This window comes from Selenomonas dianae (genome assembly GCF_030644225.1).
Lineage (GTDB): Bacteria > Bacillota > Negativicutes > Selenomonadales > Selenomonadaceae > Centipeda > Centipeda dianae.
Window position 1 is genome coordinate 1,367,148 of sequence record NZ_CP128650.1, and the last position, 23,306, is coordinate 1,390,453.

Annotated in this window: 19 protein-coding genes; 3 read left to right on the top strand and 16 right to left on the bottom strand. The window is 56.0% G+C overall.

The features are described from left to right. Nucleotides 1-129 precede the first annotated feature (129 nt). Both QU667_RS06760 and QU667_RS06765 read left to right on the top strand, forming a co-directional pair. Nucleotides 130-909: a DUF4931 domain-containing protein gene (locus QU667_RS06760; RefSeq protein ID WP_304986458.1), complete on the top strand. Its 780-nt coding sequence runs from the start codon at nucleotides 130-132 to the stop codon at nucleotides 907-909. Then, nucleotides 906-1,808: a transglycosylase domain-containing protein gene (locus tag QU667_RS06765; RefSeq protein WP_304986459.1), complete on the top strand. Its 903-nt coding sequence runs from the start codon at nucleotides 906-908 to the stop codon at nucleotides 1,806-1,808. Before QU667_RS06760 ends, QU667_RS06765 begins: the two co-directional genes overlap by 4 nt. Nucleotides 1,809-1,846: 38 nt before the next feature. Here QU667_RS06765 and QU667_RS06770 read toward each other — a convergent pair whose 3' ends face one another. The 9 genes from QU667_RS06770 to QU667_RS06810 form a co-directional block, all read right to left on the bottom strand. Further along, nucleotides 1,847-4,462, bottom strand: coding sequence for a TIGR03960 family B12-binding radical SAM protein (locus QU667_RS06770; RefSeq protein ID WP_304986460.1), 2,616 nt, complete (start codon nucleotides 4,460-4,462; stop codon nucleotides 1,847-1,849). A gap of 70 nt (nucleotides 4,463-4,532) precedes the next feature. Beyond that, nucleotides 4,533-5,639, bottom strand: a complete 1,107-nt coding sequence (gene rodA, locus QU667_RS06775) for a rod shape-determining protein RodA (protein ID WP_304986461.1) — start codon at nucleotides 5,637-5,639, stop codon at nucleotides 4,533-4,535. Continuing rightward, complete coding sequence (gene minE / locus QU667_RS06780) at nucleotides 5,636-5,923, bottom strand: cell division topological specificity factor MinE (RefSeq protein ID WP_304986462.1); 288 nt, start codon at nucleotides 5,921-5,923, stop codon at nucleotides 5,636-5,638. Before minE ends, rodA begins: the two co-directional genes overlap by 4 nt. 12 nt (nucleotides 5,924-5,935) lie before the next feature. Next, nucleotides 5,936-6,730 carry a septum site-determining protein MinD gene (gene minD, locus QU667_RS06785; RefSeq protein ID WP_304986463.1) on the bottom strand — a complete coding sequence of 265 codons (795 nt, stop codon included), beginning with the start codon at nucleotides 6,728-6,730 and terminating at the stop codon, nucleotides 5,936-5,938. Nucleotides 6,731-6,739: 9 nt separating this feature from the next. Beyond that, nucleotides 6,740-7,393 carry a septum site-determining protein MinC gene (minC, locus tag QU667_RS06790; RefSeq protein ID WP_304986464.1) on the bottom strand — a complete coding sequence of 218 codons (654 nt, stop codon included), beginning with the start codon at nucleotides 7,391-7,393 and terminating at the stop codon, nucleotides 6,740-6,742. 9 nt (nucleotides 7,394-7,402) lie between these two features. Beyond that, a complete protein-coding gene (mrdA, locus tag QU667_RS06795) occupies nucleotides 7,403-9,193 on the bottom strand; it encodes a penicillin-binding protein 2 (RefSeq protein ID WP_304986465.1) in 1,791 nt (596 codons plus the stop codon). Nucleotides 9,194-9,212: 19 nt separating this feature from the next. Further along, on the bottom strand, nucleotides 9,213-9,710 hold the full coding sequence (mreD, locus tag QU667_RS06800; protein ID WP_304986466.1) for a rod shape-determining protein MreD: 498 nt from the start codon (nucleotides 9,708-9,710) through the stop codon (nucleotides 9,213-9,215). Beyond that, a complete protein-coding gene (gene mreC, locus QU667_RS06805) occupies nucleotides 9,707-10,648 on the bottom strand; it encodes a rod shape-determining protein MreC (protein ID WP_304986467.1) in 942 nt (313 codons plus the stop codon). The genes mreD and mreC overlap by 4 nt, the downstream gene beginning before the upstream one ends. Further along, nucleotides 10,645-11,679 (bottom strand): rod shape-determining protein, encoded by a 1,035-nt coding sequence (locus QU667_RS06810; protein ID WP_304986468.1) that lies wholly within the window; start codon nucleotides 11,677-11,679, stop codon nucleotides 10,645-10,647. Before QU667_RS06810 ends, mreC begins: the two co-directional genes overlap by 4 nt. Before the next feature lie 252 nt (nucleotides 11,680-11,931). Here QU667_RS06810 and speD point away from each other — a divergent pair, with 252 nt between their 5' ends. After that, a complete protein-coding gene (gene speD / locus QU667_RS06815; RefSeq protein ID WP_304986469.1) occupies nucleotides 11,932-12,390 on the top strand; it encodes an S-adenosylmethionine decarboxylase in 459 nt (152 codons plus the stop codon). Nucleotides 12,391-12,446: 56 nt separating this feature from the next. Here speD and QU667_RS06820 read toward each other — a convergent pair whose 3' ends face one another. The 7 genes from QU667_RS06820 to QU667_RS06850 are packed head-to-tail and all read right to left on the bottom strand — an operon-like array spanning nucleotide 12,447 to nucleotide 23,034. Further along, nucleotides 12,447-14,192 carry a polysaccharide deacetylase family protein gene (locus QU667_RS06820; RefSeq protein WP_304986470.1) on the bottom strand — a complete coding sequence of 582 codons (1,746 nt, stop codon included), beginning with the start codon at nucleotides 14,190-14,192 and terminating at the stop codon, nucleotides 12,447-12,449. A gap of 31 nt (nucleotides 14,193-14,223) precedes the next feature. Beyond that, nucleotides 14,224-15,249, bottom strand: a complete 1,026-nt coding sequence (locus QU667_RS06825) for a glycoside hydrolase family 18 protein (protein ID WP_304986471.1) — start codon at nucleotides 15,247-15,249, stop codon at nucleotides 14,224-14,226. 24 nt (nucleotides 15,250-15,273) lie between these two features. Continuing rightward, nucleotides 15,274-17,181 (bottom strand): polysaccharide deacetylase family protein, encoded by a 1,908-nt coding sequence (locus QU667_RS06830; protein WP_304986472.1) that lies wholly within the window; start codon nucleotides 17,179-17,181, stop codon nucleotides 15,274-15,276. Further along, entirely contained in the window at nucleotides 17,178-19,088 is a 1,911-nt protein-coding gene (locus QU667_RS06835; RefSeq protein WP_425541893.1) for a glycosyltransferase, read from the bottom strand. Before QU667_RS06835 ends, QU667_RS06830 begins: the two co-directional genes overlap by 4 nt. Before the next feature lie 6 nt (nucleotides 19,089-19,094). After that, on the bottom strand, nucleotides 19,095-20,048 hold the full coding sequence (locus QU667_RS06840) for a polysaccharide deacetylase family protein (RefSeq protein WP_304986473.1): 954 nt from the start codon (nucleotides 20,046-20,048) through the stop codon (nucleotides 19,095-19,097). Nucleotides 20,049-20,066: 18 nt separating this feature from the next. Continuing rightward, nucleotides 20,067-21,371: a nucleotide sugar dehydrogenase gene (locus tag QU667_RS06845; RefSeq protein WP_304986474.1), complete on the bottom strand. Its 1,305-nt coding sequence runs from the start codon at nucleotides 21,369-21,371 to the stop codon at nucleotides 20,067-20,069. Between the two features lie 19 nt (nucleotides 21,372-21,390). Further along, nucleotides 21,391-23,034, bottom strand: coding sequence for a translation initiation factor IF-2 (locus QU667_RS06850; protein WP_304986475.1), 1,644 nt, complete (start codon nucleotides 23,032-23,034; stop codon nucleotides 21,391-21,393). Between the last annotated feature and the right edge of the window lie 272 nt (nucleotides 23,035-23,306).

The following is a 23,306-nucleotide window of genomic DNA, read 5'->3' on the forward strand; positions in this document are numbered from 1 at the left end:
TCTGTCGCTGAATGTCCTCCATTATAGCAGAATGCGCATGAAATTCGGGAGGATGGCATAAAATATTTTACGAATTGCCGCAGAAGATATATAATAGGAAAAGATACATATGGAGATCAGGAGCATTTTATGGACATCAACCTTGCCCATTTCAATACGGACATCGGACGACAAAAGCCCGAGAACATCATCCACACGGATACCGCCTGTCCGTTCTGCGCAACGGACGAGCTCACAGACATCATTGCGACGGACGGCGACATCATCCTGCTCAAAAACAAATACAACGTCATCGAGGAGGCGGATCAATTCGTCCTCATCGAGGGACGGGACTGCGATTCGGATATGCCCTGCTACACGCGCGACCATATGCACCGCCTCATCGCGTTCGGTATGGAACACTGGGCGCAGATGCGTGCGAGCGGAAAATACGACACGGTGCTCTTTTTCAAGAACTACGGACCGTACTCGGGCGGCACGATCCGCCACCCGCATATGCAGCTCGTTGGCTTCTCCTCCTTTCGACAGGAGCTGTCCTTTCATCGCTCCGAGTTTGACGGGCTGACCGTGGATGAGCGGGACGGGGTCACGCTGAATTTCTCCACTGCCCCGCGCGTCGGATTCTGGGAACTGAACGTCGTACCGCAGGACGCACACGCGACCGATACGATTGCCGACTACATCCAAATCGCCGTGGACTTCTTTATGAATGCATTCCGCCGCCCGCTCACAAGCTACAATATTTTCTTTTACAACGAAGGCGATGCGATCTTTATCAAGATCATGCCGCGCTTTGCCACCTCCCCCGTCTTTATCGGCTACAACATCCGGCTGCTCCCGTCCAACCTTGTGGAGATGCGGGACAGGATGCGCGCGAAATACTTTGGAAATGAACGGAGCACGGAATGAACGACGCGATAACTGAAGCACCGCCGAAACGGACGCGGCGGCGCAAAGCAGCGACACGAAAACGCACAAAGAAAAAAACGCCCCGCAGATTTGGGCGTTTTTTCTTGGGGATGGCGGCTGTATTATCTATCATCGGCATAGCGGTCTTTCTCTTCGTCCCACAGGCTCGGCAGAGCATCGGCGAACTCCTCCCCCCTGCCGAGCGGCAGCTGCCTGCAAATCAGCTGCATGAGATCCACGAGCCGGATGCGGGCGAGCAGATTGCGCGCATCCTCTTCATCCGCCGCGCCATTGATGCACGTCTTGACCGCACCGACTATGTCCCCATCGAACGCATCTCACCGAACCTCAGGAACGCCATTGTCGCCATTGAGGATCGACGCTTCTACGAACATTGGGGGTTCGACATGACGGGTATGGCACGCGCCGCCCTCGTCAACATCCAGCATGGACGCATCGAGGAGGGTGCGAGCACGATCACGCAGCAGCTCGTGAAGAACCTCTTTCTGGCAAATGAGCAGACCTTTACACGCAAGGCACAGGAGCTTCTGCTCGCCCTTGACATTGAGAGCACCTACGCAAAAGACGAAATCCTCGAAATGTATCTGAATGTCGTCTACTACGGCGCCGGGTTCTACGGTGTAAACGCGGCATCCGAGGGATACTACGGGAAATCTCCCGCCGCCCTCGACCTGCCCGAAGCCTCCATGCTTGCGGGTATTCCGAATGCCCCCTCGGAGCTCTCCCCGTTCACAAATTTTATCGCCGCAAAAAAGCGACAGGCAATCGTCCTCGACACAATGGAGGCGCAGGGGTTCATCGACGCACGCACCGCCGAGGATGCAAAGATGCAGTCGCTGATGTTCCGCCCGGAGGAACACGGAAACGATATACGCTGACAACACACGTACGCACTCCACGCATATTGCTGTATCAATTATCGGTCAATCAGAGCTTTTCCGTCCGCGAACAGACCGATGCGCGTCACATATGCCTCATGCGGGTCAATCGGCAGGGCAAAGTCGCGCACCATCACGGACAACACCTCGATCGGCTTGACACTCCCCTCAGGGGTCACAACGAGATTCATCCAAAACGTCAGCCGCCCATTCTCCCATGCGAAGGAGATGGGCTTTTTTACGTACGCCTTTGTCTCAATCATACGCTTCTTCTTTGGCGTGACGCGCTCCCACACGGCACTCTCCGCCGCATTGTAACGCCGTACACTCGCGTGTACCGTTTCCGCCGTTCCCGCATAGCGAACGGTAATCCGATAGCGAGCCTCGTCCACATCCGCCATCAGCGCCCTATGCTTTCCTTCCAACACCTTAAGACGGACGATCTGCGCCCCGCACGGCAGATGTTTCCCGAGCCGCCGCAGCATCGTATCCGGTGCAATTTTCTCCGTCGTCTCAAAATCCACATACTCCGCATCGCTCGCAGCCCCCAATGAAAGTGCGGAGGCAAACGCCACCTTCATGTGCGGGTTGAACCCCTCCGAATACGCCATCGGCAGCCCCGCACGCTTGCACGCGCGGACAAAGAGATTCGCATAGTCGAGGTGGGAGACATAGCGCAGCTCCTCCCCCTTCGTAATCAGTGCGCGATAGACGAAGCGACTTCGCTCTGCGGGCGAGTTTTGCGCATCCGCCCCGGCAGTACGATGCTGTTCGTCAGGCGCATCCGCATTCGTATGCCCTGCCTCCGTCCCGGCATAGTCGATCACATCCACGCCGAGCGTCGGGCATATTCCACAGCCCGTGCAGTGCGTGCGGCGGCAATCCTCTGTGAGAGATGCCGCGAGTGCCTTCTGCCACTCGGACTTCAGGAATCGTTCAAGCACCCCGGGGGAGGTGTGCGCCCACGGCAGCGGTTCTCCGACCGTGCGCGTACGGCGGCTATAGTATTCAGGGTCAATGCCGCACTTCTCAAATGCGGCAAAATAGCGACTGTCGTCAAAGAGATCCGACCAGCCGTCAAACCTCGCACCATTCCTCCACGCCTCATAGAGTGCAGGCGCAAGGCGGCGGTCGCCGCGTGCGAATACCCCCTCGATCACGGAAAGACGCGCGTCATGATAGTGAAACGTAATCGAACGATCTGTGATATGCTCCTTGAGGAGCTGCTGCCGCCGCTGAAACTCCTCCATCGGCAGCTGTCCGAACCACTGGAACGGCGTATACGGCTTTGGCACAAAGCAGGAGACGGAGACCGTCACCTTGCATCCGCGCCGCCCGCGCACCTCGGTATAGAGATCAACCACCTTTTTCGCAAGGTGTGCAATGCCGATGATGTCCTCATCCGTCTCCGTCGGCAGCCCCATCATAAAGTAGAGCTTCACCTGCTTCCACCCGTGGCGGAACGCCGCGCCGCACGCCGTCAGCAGATTCTCCTCCGTCACGCCCTTGTTGATGACATCGCGCATGCGCTGCGTCCCCGCCTCGGGCGCAAAGGTCAGCCCTGATTTCCGCACCTGCTGCATCCGATGTGCAAGGTCAATCGAGAAGCTGTCGATGCGCAGCGACGGCAGGGAGAAGCTGAGTTTTTCCCCTGCATAGTCCGTCATCAGATCATCCACGAGCCGCCCGAGACAGGAGTAGTCCGCCGAGGAGAGCGATGTGAGACTCATCTCATCGTAGCCCGTCGCCTCGACCAGACCGTGCGCCATCTGCCGCAAATGCTCCTCCGTACGCTCACGCGCAGGGCGATAGGCGATGCCCGCCTGACAGAAGCGGCAGCCGCGCGAGCAGCCGCGAAAGAGCTCCATCATCATGCGGTTATGCACAATGTCCATATAGGGAACAATCGGGTGCTCGACCGACATAACGCCGTTCATATCCCGCACGACACGCTTGTAGATCACAGAGCGCGCATCGGGATGCAGTGCGCGCAGTTCGCGGAAATTCCCCGCATCATCATAGACCGGCTCATAGAACGAAGGCACATAGATCCCGTCAATCGTCAGCAAACGTGTGAGGAACCCCTTGCGCCCGCCATCCCTTCCTGTGGAATCCCACGCAATAAAGGCATCGCAGATCTCCGGCACGGCCTCCTCGCCCTCACCGATCACGAAGAAATCGAAGAAGTCCGCAACAGGCTCGACATTGTAGACACAGGGCCCTCCCCCGACGACGAACGGCACATCGCCCCCGCGCTCCCGCGCATGGAGCGGGATACCCGCCAAATCAAGCATATTGAGGACATTCGAATAGATCATCTCGTATTGGAGAGAGAACCCGAGAAAATCAAACGCCGTAATCGGGCGATGGCTTTCGAGCGAAAAGAGCGGAATCCCCTTTTCGCGCATCTGCGCCTCCATATCGACCCATGGCGCATAGACACGTTCCGCAAGGATGTCTGCACGGCGGTTCAGAATCTCATAGAGAATGGCGAGCCCGAGATTGCTCATGCCGACCTCATAGACATCGGGCAGCGCAAGTGCAAATTTACATTGGACGGAAGCCCAATCCTTGTGTATGGCGTTCCACTCACCGCCCGTATAGCGTGCCGGTTTCAATACCGACTGTAGGATGCTGTGATCGAGCTGCACCATTGTTTCATTATCCCCCACAAAAAAGAAAAGAGACTGCCGCGCGAAGGCGCACAGCCTCATGAATGTTCGTCTAAAAGAGTAACTTTTGCCGCCGCAGCTGAATGTTCAGCAGAATGGCAATCGCCATGATATTTGTCGTGAGCGAACTCACGCCATAGCTCATGAGCGGCAGCGGAATCCCCGTGACAGGCATAATCCCCATCGTCATGCCGACGTTGACGAGCACATGGAACGCAATCATCGACGTGATGCCGACCGCGAGCAGACGCCCGAACGTATCGCTCGCATCCTGCGCAATTCGAATGCCGCGCCAGAGCACGATGAGATAGAGCAGCAGCAGCACAGCACAGCCCACGAATCCGAGTTCTTCGCCCACAACGGAGAAGATAAAGTCCGTATGGTTTTCCGGCAGGAAGTTCAGCTGACTCTGCGTCCCGCCGAACAGTCCCTTGCCAAAGAGAAGCCCCGAGCCGATCGCAATTTTCGACTGGATGATATGATACCCCGCGCCGAGCGGGTCGACATTCGGATCCAGGAACACCATGATACGCATCTTCTGATAGTCCTTCAGAAAATGCCAGAGTACAGGCATCGCCGCAAGCCCGAGACCAAAGAGCCAAAAGAGGATGCGCAGCCGTATCCCTGCCACGAACACCATCCCGAAGAAGATCGCCAGAAAGACCAGCGATGTGCCAAGATCCGGCTGCTTCAGAACGAGCAGGAACGGCAGTCCGACATAGGCGGCAATCGGTGCAAGGTCACTGAGCGACTGCACCTTTCCGCGCTTTTCCATCATCGCAGCAAGTGCGATGATCATGATGAGCTTTGAGAACTCCGACGGCTGTATGCTGATCGGACCGAGTGCGATCCACCGCTGCGCACCAAGCGCCGTCTGCCCGATCAGCATAACGAGAATCAGGAGAACCAGATTGAACACATAGAAGTGGTTGCCGTACCTCTGTAAGATCTTGTAATCGAAATTCATCCAGAACGCCGCAAGTGCAATGTCCACAAGAATCGAGATGCCCTGTCGCTGCACAAACCAATAGCGTTCCTCACTCGGCGTATTGACGTGCGTCGCACTGCCGATAATGACAAGACTCATGACGACAATTGCCGCCGCCGCAGCAATGAGCGTCACATCCGTGCGGCGCAGAAGCCGTTTCGAGAGGATCATCGTCTGCGCCTTGACGGATTGCTGCCGCCGTGCTGAACGCTGACGACAGGGATGTTGACGACAAGCGCCATCGTGTCATTTTCATTTTCGAGGGAGAATTCCATCTCACGCGTATCGATATACATATACTTCGAAATCACCTGAATAATCTCCGCACGCATATTGTCCATAATCTCCGGAGAGACATTCGCCCGATCATTGATGATGACAAGCTGAAGACGGCGGCGTGCAACGTCGCCGGAGCTTTCCTTTTTTCCAAGAAGCTTTCTCAGCATCTCAATCACACTGTCCCCTCCTCACTTGCGTCCAAAGAGCTTGCTCTTAATTGTATCCCAGAGACTTTCCTTGGTAAACTCGCGGAACGGAATCTCCTCACCGCACAGACGACCGACCACGTCGAGATATGCCTGTCCTGCGGGAGAATCCGGCATTGTAACACACGGCTCGCCACGGTTCGTGCTCATCACGACCATCTCATCATCCGGGATCTGACCGATGCAGCCCACCGAAAGAATCTCGTCGATGTCGTTCATATCGAGCATATCGCCCTTTTCGATCATCTTCGGACGAATGCGGTTCACGATGAGGCGAATGTCCTCCTTGTCCGCGCGGCCGAGCTCCCCAATGATCTTGTCCGCATCGCGCACCGCCGAGATCTCCGGCATCGTCACCACAATTGCCGTATCGGCGGCGGCGATTGCCGTCTGAAACCCCTGCTCAATCCCCGCCGGGCAGTCGATGATAATAATATCATAGGAGCGGCGCAGCTCCTCACAGAGCACAGCGAGCTCCTCCGGGTTCACGGCACTCTTGTCCTTGACCTGAGAGGTCGGCAGGAGAAAGAGCGAGTCGTATTTTTTGTGACGAACAAGCGCCTTTTTATACGGTACACGCCCCGAGGTCACATCGACCAGATCGTACATGATGCGGTTCTCAAGACCGAGCAGCAGATCGAGATTCCGCAGCCCCGTATCCGTATCAATGAGAACGACGCTCTTGCCACGCATGGCAAAGCCCACACCCAGATTCGCCGTCGTTGTTGTCTTTCCAACGCCTCCTTTGCCCGATGTCACAACATAGATCTCACTCATATTTCGAACCTACCTCTCTATTGGCTCAATGACAATCTGACCATCCTTCACATAGGCACGCTCCGCCTTGTCGGAGTCCTCCAAGTCATCCGGCGGACGCGCAACATAGTTCGCAATGCGAATCTGTGTCGGCATCAGATGATCCGCAATAATAAACGCTGTCGAATCCCCCGCAGCTCCCGCGTGAACAACACCGCGGCAGGTACCGCGCACATCCACGCTGCCGCCCGCCGTGATCTGCGCCCCCGGATTGACATTCCCAAAGACAATGACAGATCCTTCCGTCTCCACCGCCTGTCCGCCGCGCAGTGTCTTATCGACGACGAGCATCCGCTGCAGTTCCTGCGTGTCCGCCTCCTGTTGTGTCTTTGCCACGGCGGGCTGTTCCTCGCGGGGCAGAGAGGGCAGCGGGGCAGCGGGTTCCGGCTTTGCCGGACGGCAGATCAGCCCATGCGTCCGAAAGAGTTCCTGCACCGCCGCCAACGATTCCTTTGCAAAGTGATTGCGCGGCACGCGCACCACCGTACCGCGCAGGAAAAAGCCGGTTCCCGAGTCCAACTTTCTTTCCAACTCCTCCATGATCTCCGAAAAGGGCATATCGGCAGGGAAATCCAGTGCAAGCTCGCCGTTTTCCCCTTTGATCTTGATCTTATCCTCGCTCATGTCCGTCCCTCACTTGCTCCCTGTGTTCTGCACCGCACGATCCAGCCGAAAAGCAGCTTCCAGAATCCTGCGCCCGATCGGCACCGCCGACAGCGAGCCGAAGCCGCCCTGCTCGACAATAACTGCCACCACGATATTCGGATGGGCATAGGGACCATATGCCACGAACCACCCGTGGTCACGTCCCTGCGAGTTTTCCGCCGTTCCCGTCTTGCCCGCAATGTCGACGGGAAATCCTGCAAACACCCCGGCGGCAGTACCGATCTTCGTTACCTCGTGCAGCCCTTCCTGCACGTTGTGGATCACGGACGGGCTTACCTCCAGCTCCGAGAGGAGCTTTGGCTCAAACTCGCGCACCGTATTCCCGTTGACATCCACAATACGCCGGACGAGATGCGGCTGAAAGCGTTTGCCGTTTGCCGCAATCTCCCCCATGACCATCGCCGCCTGCAGCGGGGTTACGAGATTGAACCCCTGACCGATCGCCGCATCGAACGTTTCGGAGAGATACCATTCTCCATCCTCATAGTTTTCCTGCTTGTACTTGCGGTTCGGCACAAGCCCCTCCGCCTCATACGGCAGATCAATGCCCGTCCGCATCCCGAGTCCGAACATACGCGCATAACGTTCCAACGCATCCACGCCGAGACGGTTGCCCATTTCGTAAAAATACACGTTGTCCGAGTGCGCCATTGCCTCCTGGAAGTTGATCCAACCCAGAGCCTCCCCACCCGCATTGGTTTTGGGGATGATCCAGTGATGACCGGCGTCAAATATTTTTTCCTGCGGCGTTACCTTGTGTTCGGCGAGTGCCGCCGTGCCCGTCACAATCTTGAACGTCGATCCGGGGGGGTACTCCCCTGTGATCGCCTTGTTGTCCATCGGATGATAGGGATTGTTGTTCAGCACATTCCAGTTCTGTGTCGAGATCCCACCCGCGAAGAGATTCGGATTGAAGGCGGGGCGGCTGACCATCGCCAGCACCTCGCCCGTCTGCGGATTCATGACCACAGCTGCCGCCGCATTTGCGTGCACAATGGAGAGCTGTGCATCAACCGCCTGTTCCGCCACCTCCTGAATGTGCTTGTCAATCGTCAAGATCAGATCGTTCCCCGGCACAGGCGACTGGCGTCCGAGGATCTGTACAGGCCGTCCCGATACATCCACCTCCACCTGATCGCCGCCGTTGATGCCGCGCACCTCCTTGTCATAGACACGCTCCAGACCAAACTTGCCGATGATGTAGCCGGACTTATAACCTTCATCCTTGCGCCGCTCCAGTTCCTCCTCATTGATCTCACTCACATAGCCGAATACATGCGAGGCGTACTCCCCGTAGATATAGTCACGAATCGGCAGAACCTCGATCACGACCCCCGGGTAGTCGTCCTTCTGCTCCTCAATAATCGTAACGATGTCCGGCAGGACATCGTTTTTGATGCGGATGGGGTCAAATCCGACGTGCGCATCGATCTTCTTTTGAATCTCCTCCACGGGTACATTGATGAGCTTTGAGACACGCGCAATCACCTCGGGGGAGATCGGCTCTGTCAGGGGGAGCAGAGAAACCGTAAACCCGGGGCGGTTCGTCACAAGGAGCTCTCCGTTGCGGTCGTAGAATGTCCCGCGCGCCGCCTCCGCAGGGATAATGCGGATACGGTTGCCCTCGGCAAGCCGCGCATAGCGTTCCCCGTCATAGACCTGCAAATATCCCGCACGTCCGATCAGCACCGCGATGATGAGCACAATGACCAACATCAGGAATTGGAGACGTCCGCTAAAATCTTCATTTTCGTTCACAATTACACTCCGAGAAATCCTATCGCTCCGGATCATGAATCCGCCGATCCAGATGGAACGTCGCCCAGTGAATCGGATACGCAAAGATCAACTGAAACAGAAGCAGGATGAGGAGCACACGTCCCATGTGCAAAAACGGATTAAAATGATAGCCAAGCAAATAGACAATCAATGCCGAAATCAGATATTTGGCAAACGTTGCCGCAACCGATGCCGTGATCGGCAAAAAGAACTGCTCCTTGAACACACGATCCGAGAAACGTCCAAAAAAAAGACCGATCAGCGTCAGCGTAAACGCGTGCAGACCGAAAAACGACCCCACACTGAGATCTTCCATCAGACCGAGTGCAAAACCGATGAGGCTGCCCCATGCACTGCCGCGCAAAAACGCAAAGGAAACCGTCGCCAAAAGGAGCAGATCCGGCACAATCCCATAGATCGAAATCAACGGCAGAAAAGAAAATTGCAGCACAAAAAGCCCAAGAAAGAACAGGACGAAAAACTTATACTTCTTCACTGCTCCGCCGCCTTTGTCTGTGTTGCAGAGATCTGTGCCGCCGCAGCAGCCCCCGGACTCAGCGGCGTGGGCTGAATCGGTGCCGGCGGAGCCTCACGGGATGCCGTGACAATCGCCACATCCTCAAGCCGCTGGAAATCCACTGCCGTTTCCAGCAGAGCCACCTTTAAGAGCCCCGTATCATCGCTGTGCTGCGCGACAATCGTCCCCACGGGAATCCCCTTGGGATAAATGCCGCCAAAGCCGGATGTCACGATGGTATCGCCGTCCTGCACATCCGCATTGCGCGGGATGTTCACCATCTGCGGCATATACGGATTGTCCATCGTCCCCGTGACAATGCCCGTCACACGCGACTCTGTGCGCTGAACGAGCGTTCCGACCGAGGATCGCACATCGAGGATCAGCTGCACCTTCGACGAGAGCGGCGCAACCTCCGTCACACGCCCCACGAGCCCCTTGCCCGTCACGACAGGCATATTCTCACGCACGCCATCCTTCGAGCCGCGATCCACAACGATCGTACTCGTCCAGAGTGCCGCATCCCTGCCGATCACACGCGCAGCAAGGAGATCGAACTGCTGTGCCGACTGCTTGTAGGCAAGAAGTTCCCGCAGCCGCACATTCTCCGCCGCATATTCCTCTGCCATTGTATTCTGCCGGCGCAGCTGCTCAACCTCATTTTTGAGCATCTTATTCTGCTCATGCACCGTAGCGATTTCCCACAGATTCGATGTTATATGTTGAACCTGCTGCCCCACATAGGAAAACACCATTTCAAACGGGGCAAGCACAGCCCCCACCGTACTCGTCGATGCGGATGCCTGAAATCGGCCGCGTGCGGCGAAGAAAATAACACAGAAAAGAGCGAGCAGAACGAAAAGCAGTGCCCAGATCTTGCGTCCCGCCTGCCGCGCCCGTCCGATTCGGTCAATCATTGCTTCAGTTTCTTCGAGGACATGACGACATTCTTGAGCAGCCCAATATTTTCGAGCGTGCGTCCCGTCCCCTCTCCGACACAGGAAAGTGCGTCCTCGGACACGAGCACAGGCATCCCCGTCTCATGCGAGAGCAGCTTGTCCAGATTCAAGAGCAGCGCACCGCCGCCCGTCATCATGATCCCATGATCCATAACATCCGCTGCGAGTTCCGGCGGGGTCTTTTCGAGCGTCCCCTTCACTGCGTCGATGATCTTGTAGATCGGCTCATTCAACGCCTCGCGGATCTCCTTGGCACGGATCGTCAGCGTCTTTGGCAGACCGCTCACGAGATCGCGCCCGCGAATGTCCATCGTACGATCCGTATCCGGGGTCACAATCGCCGTACCGACCGTGATCTTGATCTCCTCCGCCGTACGCTCGCCGATCATGAGGTTATACATCCGCTTAATGTACTGCACAATCGCGGAGTCCATCTCATCGCCGCCGATGCGGATGGAGCGGCTTGTTACAATACCGCCGAGCGAGATGACGGCGATCTCCGTCGTACCGCCGCCGATGTCGACGACCATGCTGCCCGTCGCCTCCTCCACGGGAAGCCCCGCGCCGATCGCCGCCGCCATCGGCTCCTCGATCAGATACGCCTCGCGCGCCCCCGCCTGTTGTGCCGCGTCAATGACCGCACGCTTCTCGACCTCCGTCACACCGGAGGGGACACCGACCACGACGCGCGGACGGACGAACGACTTCGAACGCATCGCCTTGCGAATGAAATATTTCAGCATCGCCTGCGTCACATCGAAGTCTGCAATCACGCCGTCCTTCATCGGACGAATCGCGACGATATTGCCGGGCGTACGCCCGATCATCTGCTTTGCTTCCTCGCCCACGGCGAGTACATCACCCGAATCACTCTTTATCGCAACAACAGACGGCTCACGCAGCACAATTCCGCGCCCCTTGACATGTACCAGAGTATTCGCCGTACCGAGGTCAATCCCCATATCGTGACCGCCAAAAAGACCAAACATTGTAAATGGAGTCTCCTTCCATCAAATGAGATGTATCCGTATCAATAAATTCATGCACAGCACACAGGCGTGCAGTTTCAGTATAGCATATGTACGTTTATTTTTCCATGATATTTTGGGAATCACTGATAAAATGAAATGCACAATCTTTTTATCCCGTTTAGGACATTTTGACCAGATTCCTTGACGGACAGCACTGTTTTCCATATAATGAAATCAAATGATATGCACTGTATAAGGAGACGGATGCGAATGAACATTCAAGCAAGGTTGCTGACAGTGGATTTTTATAACTGCAAAGCGGAACAATGCTGTGATGAAGCGGCGGTGCGCGCCAAGGTCTCCACAGCGCTCAGGGAACTGGATCTCGTTCCCTTGCAGATCATCAGCGAGGTGCAGGAAAACGGACACATCTCTCTGATGGCACTGCTGCCGAACGGGCATCTGGCGGTTCACATCCACCCGGAACTCCATCACGTCTCGCTCGACATCTATCTCTGCGCAGAGAATGCCGCACTCGACCCGATCGCACGTATCCTGCGCAAGGCATTCCAACCCGAAAAGACAAAGACGACGCATCTGCGGCGCGGCGATTTCCGCTCCCCTGCCGAGATTCGCCCCAAGACCACGACGCACGTCGCGCCCATCCGAAAGATCAAGAGCACCGGTGCAAAGGTCATCCGCATCCTTGCACGGCGAAACCGCGGCTAACGAACAATCCCCTTGCGCAATTCTCACGCAGAGAACTGTGCAAGGGGATTTTCTTTTTAATGAAGTTTGTATCCCTTTTCAGGTGGAACCTGCTTCATCGACTGATCGTAGTCATCCGTAAGATAATCACCGAGGAAACCGGTTTTGAATTTACCGGGATGCCCATCGGGCAGCGCATCATTTGCCGTCAGCAGCATATCGAGCGCCTTGGACGTAGCCAGTGAAGTCGAGCTCATGTGCATAACGAGAATCGCACCGCGCTTCACCGTTCCGTCCTCCTCGTGTGTCAAATGATGGAGAATCCCGACCAACGACTCCATCGAGACCGTGCTGTAGTCCTCCGTACTGCCGCTGCCGTTGACAATATAGCCAAATCCGTTGTTGAAAATTGCCGTTGCGCCCATGCGGCTGACAGCAAGCGTCGGCGGGCGCAGAAGACGCGTAAGAGCATAGCGTCCCGAGGGGAGTTTCATATCGCCGACCGTCATCGCCAGCTTTTCATAGGAGGAGCGCACATCTTCATAGTACTCCTCCGGATGTTGGACGGGGATCTGACGTCCCTTTTCATCCTGAACAGTCATCGGTATATGTCCGTTCGTATGACTTCCAATCTCCTGTCCCTCCGCAGCAATCGCACGCAAAAGGTTTGGATTATTGTGGATGCTTCTTGTAATAACAAAGAATGTTCCATGCGCTTGATGCTTGCGCAGTACATAGAGCAGATGATTGACCGAGTCATCGCTGCCCCAATCATCAAACGTAAAAAACACCGTATTATCCGCAACGGTCTTGACGATGCCGGTACGATCCGCCTGGCGCATCTCCGTGCGTGAAAATCCGAGCATACGATCCGTTTCCCCGACCTCGGGAGCACCGATGTACCTCTTTAAAAATTCTTTGGCGACCGTCTTTTCGGTCAATTTTTCCGCACGCTCGTAGGGGCGAATCTCCTCGGGCAGCGTATTTACATCGACAGGATATGTATACCGGGTGGATGTATCCGACAAAACGTCCTGCACAGAAACTCCTGTATACCCCGATCCCATACTCTCCTGTGCCATCTGTGCATTGGATGCCCCCGGCGCATGATAGGCGATGTTGTCGAGTTTTTCGGCAAGAATCGCGCGAAAAATCTCAGCCGTAAGTGCGGTACGTGTATAAAAGTCCGTACGCAGATAGACGACCTCGCCACGATTCAACGAGGTTGTCCAACGGCCGAAGAGCTGCGGCATCAGTTCCTCCGCCGTCTGTGCATCCTTGTGCTTGGACTGTACGACATTGAGCCCCTGCCCCACGAGAATGCATCCCATCGCCGATACCGCCTCGTTGATTGCATCCTCATCTGCACCGGACATCTGGCGGACAACATTCGTTTCAATACCATAACGTATCTTGAGTTCCGTTTGAATGCGCTCGATCTGCGCACAGTACGCAGCGAAGTCCGCCCCCGCCTCCGGGCGCAGACCGATGCCGAGATCCTGTCCCGCTGCAACAATACGTTCGATATTGTCAGCATTGCGTTGGAGCTCGCGCTCCGTGACAAAGAACGTTCCGCGCATCCCACGTTCCGCCAGAACCGCAAGAACATCCTCCAGAGGCTCTTGCTGTGACAAGCCTCCAAACGTAAAGATCACAACCGGTTTGACCGTGAGGAGAAATGGCTGACGCTGTGCCATTTTTCCGGCATTTGCCGCACGCAGGGCGGTATAGTCGGTCTCTGCCGCCGCCTCCCGCATACCAACGAACAGGGTGAACACGCAGAATACACTCAACAATATACAGAGTGTTCCCTGATTCCGCATGATCCTCCTCCTCTCATAAAATGGAAATGACTTACTGATTTCGTATCTGCCCGAGACTGACATTTCCGCCGAGACGCCAGATGCTCACAGAGGAAATGCCGCGATTTGCGGCAAGTGTGATCCACGCGTTCAGCGTTTCACTGTCCGCGTACCAGACCTCCGTTTCATGTCCGTCCGCCTCGAAACGGAAGTGCAGTGCCGCGCTCTCCGCATCGCGCTCCGGCACGGCTTTGTGCATTTCCGCGAGATGCACCGCCTCCCGCTCGGTGATAAAGCGGCGCTCACCGCTCTTTAATCCGAACAGACCGTAGTCCTGCCACAGACAGCCGCCCGTTGCAAAGGCAACCGAACGTTTTTCGGGCAATGCCTCCATCTTGGCAAGGATCTTTTCGATGAATGCACCGTCCGCCTTTGCGCCCGGACCACTGTGCTTGCCATAGAGATTGTAGAGCATGACGACGTACTCGGGACCTTTCGCAAATCCCGCATCAAACGGGACAGACGGTTCAAGCACAATGCGAAGCTTCAAATCATTCTGCATACAGGCAGTAGAAAGCCGATAGGTCAAGATGAGATAGCGTTGGAGCAGGTTCTGATCCTTTGCAAAGTTCTCATAGTCCAGCTCCACACCGTAAACGCCAAACTCCTTTGCAAGCCCCACCATCTCTCCGACCGTGCGGTCGATGGCGGCATCATCCCGCAGCAGACGGCGAAGGAGATCCCGATCCTTCTCCGAGCGACGTTTTCCAACAATATCATTCGTAAAGCTCAGATATGTTTCGAACTTCTTCCCCTTGTACTCCTGTGCCATGGAACGAATTTCTTCCGGTACATACAGGGCATCATTCTCGTCATAGGAAACAGCAAAATAGGAAACGGCATCCATCTTCTTGCGAAGCGCTGCGTGATCCTGTGTGCCGCTCTCCATATCCCAATAGGCGTGCCACGTTGCAAGATGTACCGGCGTGTGATGTCCGCTCTGCAGCGGTTCCGCCTCAGCGCAACCCCCCAGCAGGACGCTTGCCGCAAACAACAGGCAAACCATGCCTGAACGCATAGATCATTCTCCTTCGAACCATTATCACAAATACTTCAAGAACCAGTTGATGATGGCATTCCACCGGTCTTCCATATTCTTCTTGGTCTTCTCCCAGCCCGTATACTCGCTGGAATAGACCACACGCTCCTCAGCGCCGGTGCGTCCGGTATTCGTGAGGATACGAACCTGATGAAAAACGCCGTCGTAGACATCGTCGGCCAGATTGCGTTGACTCCACGCCTCGCCCTTCCACGATGCACCGAGGAAGATGCTGCCGCGCTCCGTCAGACGCACGGGCAGATCCCGAGGTCCCGTATGTCCGTCGATTTCAACCGACAGAAGATCGTCGCGCAGCAGAATCACGAGCTTGTGCTTGCTGCGGCGATGGAAGCTCTGCGTTCCCTCATACGGTTCCGCACCGTCCGCAACCGTGGCGACAGGCGTATCGCGCAGCGTCTCAGCGCGTCCGAGATATTCCTGCGCGGCGATGGGCGACGGCGCATAGCGCGCAAACGCCTCATTTTCACGCACCATCGCATCGCGGCGATCCTCCTCAACAGAGGGGATGTTTTCTTCGAGGATGACAGGAATTTTCTCCCGATAGAGCTCCCGCTCCACCCCGCCAATGATCTCCGTGACCACGAGGAAGTTATTGACCATCTGAACACTGATCGCGCTGCTGAGATCGGGCGTGCTGCGCAGGTAGATCTGCTGCGCCCCAAAGGCATTGCCCTCCATCTCCGCCTCAAAGCGCAGATCACGCGGCTCCATCCCCTCCTGCAGGCGCGCCAGTGCCCTGCCCTCCGGCATGGTCGTCAGGATCAGGGACTCGTCCCGCGCCTCAAGCGCACCTTCCATGAGTTCCCACGCCGCCCGGCTCTCCTGCGACCCTTCCACAAAGGTAAGATCGTCATTCGTATCGTATTTGATGCGCATGAGCAGGTGGTTGATCGGCCAATACGGCTGCGGCTGCATACGCGTGAGATCATACAGACTGCTCCCGCGCTGGTTGAGCACGAACCCCTCACGGTTAAAGTTCATCGGAAAGAGGTCACGTATCCAGCGTTCATTGACCGCGCTGACCAGCGGATGATTGCCGAACCGCCCCGTATTTGCGTGCATCAAGACGTGCGTCTGCGGCACATAGCCGAGTTCCTCCTCATAGATGTCGCGCAGACGCATATAGTCGTAGCTGACACGCTCCTTCATATGACGCTCGCTCTCCACGGGAATATCATCCTTATCCCGGATGTAGTCCATCAAATAGTGGTTGTAGCGTCGCCCGAGATAGGGGCGTATCATATCAAAGCGCAGGGGGTCGATCTCACCGATGAAATTGTGGTACCTGTCAAAGACGTTGATGTATTCCAGACGGTATCCGTTCGTCCCCATCTCCCAGAAGGAAGACTGCTCCATCTCATGAAGATCCCTCGGACGGAGAAATTTCGGATCCTCATGGGCAAACTTCTCCGGATAGGTCATCATCGTCGCTTTGAAGTTCAGATCCTCCATAATCTCCTGCGCAAAGATCGCCGTATCCCGCCGCCCATCCTCAAACATCAGATAAAGGGCGCGCGGCGGCAGCGGTTTTTCCTTGCGGTAGTAGTCGAGGATGTCCTTCTGTGTGATGGTCACATAGCCCTGATCGTGCAGCTCCGTCAGCTGGCGGCGCAGCTGCTCCTTGCCGATCAACGTGCTCGTGTCGCCGATGCGGTCAACACCGAAATAAGAGAGCGCAATAAAGCCGCGATCCTCCGTACTGACCGCGGCATCATCAAATGCCATATAGGTCTTGAACGTAAAGAAGAAACTCAAAAGGATGGAGAATGCCACAAGCAGAATGATAAACTGCACAACGACACGCGCCATTTTCCAGCGGTTCTTCCGCCTCGTAAATTCCTCAAGACCGACCTCAACAGGCGGGCTCTGCGGCGCATTCCTCCCGCTCATCCTGTCTCACCCACTTCCACATGATGCGGGGGCGACTTGCTCTGCTTGTTCTGCTTCTTCTGTATCTCCTCCAGATCCGCCAATGTGAGACGTGTCCCCCACGTCGTCTTCCAGAACGTGACCCATGCTACCGGCATCTGCCAGAGCAGAACCGCCTCATAATAAATGCAGAACCACAGCGCATAGACCCACGTCGTACTGCGGCGGATGAGAAGCTGTGCCATACTCATCAGCAGCGCCATCATCATCATACCGATGAGGAAACTCGTCGGGAACACACGGTGCATAATCGGCACATAGAAGAAGTTGTAGAGCACGATGATCGGCGCGGCAATCGGAACAAGAACCCCCATATAGAAGCCGAGCGACATGAACGGCTCCTTCTTCCACATATAGCGTGAGGCGATCAGCGACTCACGCAGCCACGAACGCTTCCACCGCATCTGTTGGCGCAGGAAAACATTGTACGAGCGCGGCACAATCGTCATACAGACGGCAGTATCCTGATACGTCGTCCGATTGTGGCGCAGGATAAAATTCGTCATACTGCGATCGTCCCCGAACGTCGCCTTCTGTCCAAGGAAGGTCTGGTTCAGCCAGTCGTCCAGATACTTGAGCACGAGATCCTTGCGGTAGCAGGAAAGAGGCCCGGAGAGACAGGTCGCCGCGTCGAAATATCCCTCCGCCGCCTTCATGATACGGAATGCAACCGAGTAGCGCACCGCCTGCATTTTCGTCAGTGCATTCGTATAGGTATTCGCCACATCCGTACGTCCCGATACACCGCCCATCTCCTTGTCCTTGAACGGCTGTACGATGTTGCGTACGGCAAACGGATCGAGAAAGCTGTCGGAGTCCACGAACACCAGCAGCTCGTGTTTTGCCGCAAGCGCACCGCGCGCCATCGCGTCACGCTTGCCCATATTGGCCGGCTGCTGAAGGAATTGGATGCGCTCGGAAACGCGATAGGCATTGTCGCTCGTATCCGCAGCCTTCAGCTGCGCGATCATGTCCTGAACGCGTTCGACAGAGCGGTCGTTCGAGTGATCATCAACGATGATCACCTCAAGTTTGTCCACAGGATAGTCCTGATTGATGCAGCTGTGAATCGTCCGTTGAATCCATTCCTCCTCGTCAAAACACGGGATGATGATGGAAACCCCCGGCGTAAAGTCCGGGTCGATCCGTACGGGACGATAGAACGAGGCAAACAGATAGCGCGTCAGAAGAAACGTCGCGGCAATGATGCTGTAGAGATAGAGCCAGCGGTTAAACTTGAAGTAGATCACAGACTCGGCACGCATGAGCACAATAATGAACGCAATGACCGCAAGAAACGCCGATGCAATCCACAGCATATAGTCACGCCGCTGGGAGGCGGCATATTCTGCAAGACTCTTTTTGAACTCCATGCCGTAGAGCGTTCCCGCCTCCACGTCGAACCGTCGCGCGACCTTGGCGGGGAGCTTCTTCACCTTCATCTCGTAGCCCTCGGGCATCGAACCCGGGGTGATCTCGAAGGTCAGCGTCACCTCCCCCTCAAACGTCGGTGCCGCGCGTCCCGGAACCTGATCCATACGCACGAGGATCCCCGTCGTGGAGATGTCGACGGCACGCCCCGAGAGAAGCCCGCCGCCCGGCAGGCGAATATCGACCGGATAGTCAACGAGATAGCGCTGCCCGTTCTTCGCGTCCTGCTCATAGCGTACATAGTCCTCGGAGTTGGTCACATTCGTCGCACCGCGTCTGCTGTGATTGCTGCGATGCCCCGTCGAATCCGGCACATGAGAGAGGAGGCGGCGATCCTGTTTCTCCTCATACAGGATGTCCCGCCCATCCCCCGATGCCTGACCAGCGAGCTTTTTTAATTTCTCGCGCTCGTCAAGTCCGATTGTCTGCTGCGCCAAATGCTCTCACCTGCCTGTCTGACCGAGCGGCATCGCAGGAACTTCCGGTGCCGCCGGGATATAATGAATCTTACGAAAATCGTGAATATCAATCACTTTCATGCCTGCACGCTCCAGTCCCGTGAGCAGCCAGTCCAGCTCATCGGCAGGATCGGGCGGCGGCGGCGTGTTCCGAACAGCGGGCGGATCCTCGATGCTCGGCTTTTTGTCCACCGCCGGCCGCTCGTCCGTCTTGCCCGCATCCTTTGCCAACGGGTCGACCGGTCTGGTCAGCGTGATCGCAATGATGCTGCCGCGCGGTACGGATGCGGCAAAAGCGGCGGCATCCGCCTCGTCGCGGAACGTTCCCGCCTTATGCCGCACATTCTCTTTGACTGCGTATTCAATCTCCGCCGCTGTCAATGCCTGCAGGAGTGAATCGGTGTAGTTGGTACGCGGCGCACGAAAGAGTGTCGGTGCCTTTGGAGAGAGGGTTGCAACGACCTTTTGGGTACGACACAGTTCACTGAGCAGCCGATCCGTTTGAAGGTTCTCCGCACCGCTAATGCCGACAAAAGTATAGTTGCCAATCTCATAGCCCGTATTGAAAATCCGCAGAATCGTCTCCGGCTGATCTGCCGCATTCTGTCCCTCGACAAAAAATATCGCCGGTGCGTTATGCTTTTCCAGAACATCCAAGAGACGCTCTGCAAGCGCCCGCTCCGGCAGTCCGTCCAGTACAATTGCTACGCGTGCGCTGTTATCCTGCAGACGGGTGATAACCTCCGCGGGTTTGACACCGTCCGCAAGACGCTGCGTGGCAGCTGCGATCTCCTCGGAGGCAGTGTAGACCGCACTGAGATCGGTCAGCTCCGCATTTGAATTGGAACGATCGATAACGTAATCCCGCAGGATCACCAAAATACCGCAGGCGACCAGAATACCGAGAAGCGCAAAGACGCCCATCTTCCGATAGTTCATCCGCTGCCCCTTCCTTTCTCAGAGACTCCAGTAGCGGAATCCCTCATATTCAGCCTCCTCACGCGAAAACAGCCCCTTCACATCAATGAGAAGCCGCGGTCCATCCGCACGGAACATACACTTTACCTGCTTCCACGTCAAGTTTTTGAACTCCTCATGAGCGACGAGGAACGCGACACAGTCCGCATTGCGCACATCGGCAAGCGGCACGAGACCGAGACCGTATTCATGGTGCAGGGACTGTTCCGATACATGGGGATCAACCGCCCAGAGGTTCAGGTTGTACTCCGCAAGCATATGGTAGACATCCGCCGCGCGCGAATTGCGCGTATCGGGACAGTTCTCCTTGAACGTCATGCCGAGGAGAAAGATGCGTGTCACCGCCAGATCCAGCTTCGCACGCACGAGTTCCCGTACGATGCACTGCGCGACATACGAACTCATGCCGTCATTGATCTGCCGTCCCATTGAGATCAGCGGCGAGTGATAGCCGAGATTCTGCGCCTGATAGATGAAGTAATACGGATCCACGCCGATGCAGTGTCCGCCGACAAGCCCCGGACGGAAGCCGAGCGCGTTCCACTTCGTATTCATCGCCGCGACGACCTCATTGGTGTCGATGTTCATGCGATGAAAGACCATCGAAAGTTCGTTCATAAAGGCGATGTTGATGTCGCGCTGTGCATTCTCCGCCACCTTCGCCGCCTCTGCCACACGGATCGAGGAGGCGCGGTAGATGTTCTGCACCACAGTCCCGTAGACTTCCGCAATATCGTTCCGCGTCTCCGCATCCATACCGGAGACGATCTTTACAATATTTTCCAGACGGTTCACACGATCCCCGGGATTGATTCGCTCCGGGGAATATCCTACGCGGAAATCCTCACCCGCGTGCAGACCGGAGACCTCCTCTAAAAGCGGCAGACAAACATCCTCCGTCACCCCAGGATAGACCGTGGACTCATAAACGACGATACTGCCGCGCCGCAGGTTGCGCCCGATCAAGCGCGTCGCCCCCTTCAGCGGCTCAAGGTTGGGCGTCTTGTCCCCGTTGATCGGGGTCGGGACAGCAACGATGAGAAAGGATGCCTCGCGCAGACGCCCCTCGTCGCAGGTATAGTCGATCCGGCTCTCCGCCAGTCCCTGTGTACCGATCTCTCCGGTGGGATCCTGTCCCGCACGATATGCTGCAATCTTTTCCTCATCACGGTCATAACCGATGACCGAAAAATGTTTGGAAAATGCTGCCGCGAGCGGCAGCCCGACGTACCCCAACCCGACGACGGCAAGTTTCTCACCGCCGCATTTCAGCCTCTCCAACATCTTCTAGCCCCCTTTCCTATCATTCCTCGTAGTTTTTAAAATACGCCGTCAGCGCCCCCCAAATTGTACGGCTTCTGTGCCCGGTCGTCAGATCGTACAGATCATAGTACTCAAGCGCAAAGATCAGATCCTTCTTCACCGTATACGACAATCCCGTTCCCCAACCGCGGAATCCGCCGCGCCTTGCCCCCGTACCGGAGGCATCGAAGTTCATGTAGTCCGCAGATCCGTTCATCGTATGGCTCACATAGGTGGAACTTGGCTGGTGATAGTATTTCAGCCAATAGGAGAATGACCCGGGACGCCACGCACCACCGCCGACTTTCGACAGCGTGAGCACATAACCCGTACCGTTTCCTGCCGCATGATCCCTGCCGTGCAGGAGCATCGCACCAAAATCAAATGCGCCAATCGGCTTGCGGTAGTTCAGCATATAGATATTGCGCGTCGCACTTCCGATCTTGTCAAAACGGTACATCCCCGCCTCTGCCGTGTAGGTCTTGGCATCGTAGGAGGCGGTCAGCCCCGTCACGGTCTTTGCCTTTTCGATCTTTCCGTACTCCGCCGTATAGGTCACGGGTTTTCCCGTGGAGAGCCGTATCCCACGGAACTTGCTGTCGTAGATATTGCCCTCCGCCATCGTCGAGCCAAAGACACCCGCCGTCACGTCAAAGATGCCGGAACGCCCCGTAAGATAGTAGCGGTCGAGCTTTAGTTTGCCATCCTTGTCACCGCCGCCGGTCAGCGTCTTTTCATATTCGACCATACCGACAGCGTGCCAGTTCCCGTCGATGTTATAGTCCGGATAAATACGACCGCGAATACGGGCACGCGAACGGTTCGTAGGACGTTCGATCCCGGCAGCGCGGGACGCATCAATACGCACCTGTCCGTCGATCTTCAAGCGCTTCTCCGGAACCTCAACCAGACGCGTCGACGAGTAGAGCTGACGCTCCGCATTCTCATTGTCCGTATAGCCGCCGTCCGTCAACTCCTCGATAAACTCCGCACGCAGATGCGCCGCCGTAGCAATCACCGAAGGATGGACAAGAGGCTCTGTGTCCGCACTGCCGCCGGAAGCATCCTCCATAGCGCTACTCATCCGCTTAAATATATTCTGCTGTCGCTCCTGCACCTTGGCAAAGGCAATCTCCGATTTTTGCCGCCGCATCTGTGCCAGTGCATAATCGCGTGCCGTATACTGAAGCTCGCGACGTGCACTCGCAGCGCGTTCCTGCAGAGGGCGCATAATCTCAAGACGGTTCACACCGCGCATGGACTGACGTACAAGCATCTCCTCCGCCTGTTTTGCATTCGCGTCCGCCTGCTCATACGCCTTGAGCGCAGTTTTCTCCTGCTCCCGATAGAGCTTCAAATGCACCTCATCACGCATGGCAAGGCTCGTAATACGCCCGTACTCATCCGCAAGCGAGCCCTGCTGGATGCGGTCAATCTCATGCAGCCCCTGCGCCACGATCTTTGTCAGCTCATCGCGCGGGATGCTTGCGGCATCTCTCCCGCCAAGATCGAGGTATCCTTCCTCTTCCAACTGATTTACCGCATCATACACCCAGGACGGTGTTGTCTGCGCATACGTCACGCCCGGCAGCGCCCCTGCGAGCATACACAGCATGAAGGCTGTCCCGTATTGATGTCTGCTCATGAGTACACAATCCCTCCACAATGGCATATTGAAATACATCTCACATAAACGGCTGCATGGGCATACATCATGCCTTCGTTCATACGGGATGTTAGACCCATCTTTTTATCGTCATTTTCTCATGATATACATATTTAGTCAAGAAAATAATCGCATCAAAAAGAAAGGTTAACATCCATATAAAAATTCAAAGAAATTCCGTAAGCGCATTTATTATAGCAATTCGACGCAACCGAAACAACAAGTATGCAGAAAGTGAACGCATCTTACAC

Excerpts from the sequence above, each read along its gene's own strand:
- speD (WP_304986469.1), top strand. The coding sequence starts at position 11,932 with ATGAACATTCAAGCAAGGTTGCTGACAGTGGATTTTTATAACTGCAAA.
- rodA (WP_304986461.1), bottom strand. The coding sequence starts at position 5,639 with ATGATCCTCTCGAAACGGCTTCTGCGCCGCACGGATGTGACGCTCATT.
- QU667_RS06765 (WP_304986459.1), top strand. The coding sequence starts at position 906 with ATGAACGACGCGATAACTGAAGCACCGCCGAAACGGACGCGGCGGCGC.
- QU667_RS06760 (WP_304986458.1), top strand. The coding sequence starts at position 130 with ATGGACATCAACCTTGCCCATTTCAATACGGACATCGGACGACAAAAG.
- QU667_RS06770 (WP_304986460.1), bottom strand. The coding sequence starts at position 4,462 with ATGGTGCAGCTCGATCACAGCATCCTACAGTCGGTATTGAAACCGGCA.
- QU667_RS06820 (WP_304986470.1), bottom strand. The coding sequence starts at position 14,192 with ATGCGGAATCAGGGAACACTCTGTATATTGTTGAGTGTATTCTGCGTG.
- QU667_RS06830 (WP_304986472.1), bottom strand. The coding sequence starts at position 17,181 with ATGAGCGGGAGGAATGCGCCGCAGAGCCCGCCTGTTGAGGTCGGTCTT.
- minC (WP_304986464.1), bottom strand. The coding sequence starts at position 7,393 with ATGAGCGAGGATAAGATCAAGATCAAAGGGGAAAACGGCGAGCTTGCA.
- mreC (WP_304986467.1), bottom strand. The coding sequence starts at position 10,648 with ATGATTGACCGAATCGGACGGGCGCGGCAGGCGGGACGCAAGATCTGG.
- QU667_RS06850 (WP_304986475.1), bottom strand. The coding sequence starts at position 23,034 with ATGAGCAGACATCAATACGGGACAGCCTTCATGCTGTGTATGCTCGCA.
- QU667_RS06840 (WP_304986473.1), bottom strand. The coding sequence starts at position 20,048 with ATGAACTATCGGAAGATGGGCGTCTTTGCGCTTCTCGGTATTCTGGTC.
- QU667_RS06810 (WP_304986468.1), bottom strand. The coding sequence starts at position 11,679 with ATGTTTGGTCTTTTTGGCGGTCACGATATGGGGATTGACCTCGGTACG.
- QU667_RS06825 (WP_304986471.1), bottom strand. The coding sequence starts at position 15,249 with ATGCGTTCAGGCATGGTTTGCCTGTTGTTTGCGGCAAGCGTCCTGCTG.
- minD (WP_304986463.1), bottom strand. The coding sequence starts at position 6,730 with ATGAGTGAGATCTATGTTGTGACATCGGGCAAAGGAGGCGTTGGAAAG.
- QU667_RS06845 (WP_304986474.1), bottom strand. The coding sequence starts at position 21,371 with ATGTTGGAGAGGCTGAAATGCGGCGGTGAGAAACTTGCCGTCGTCGGG.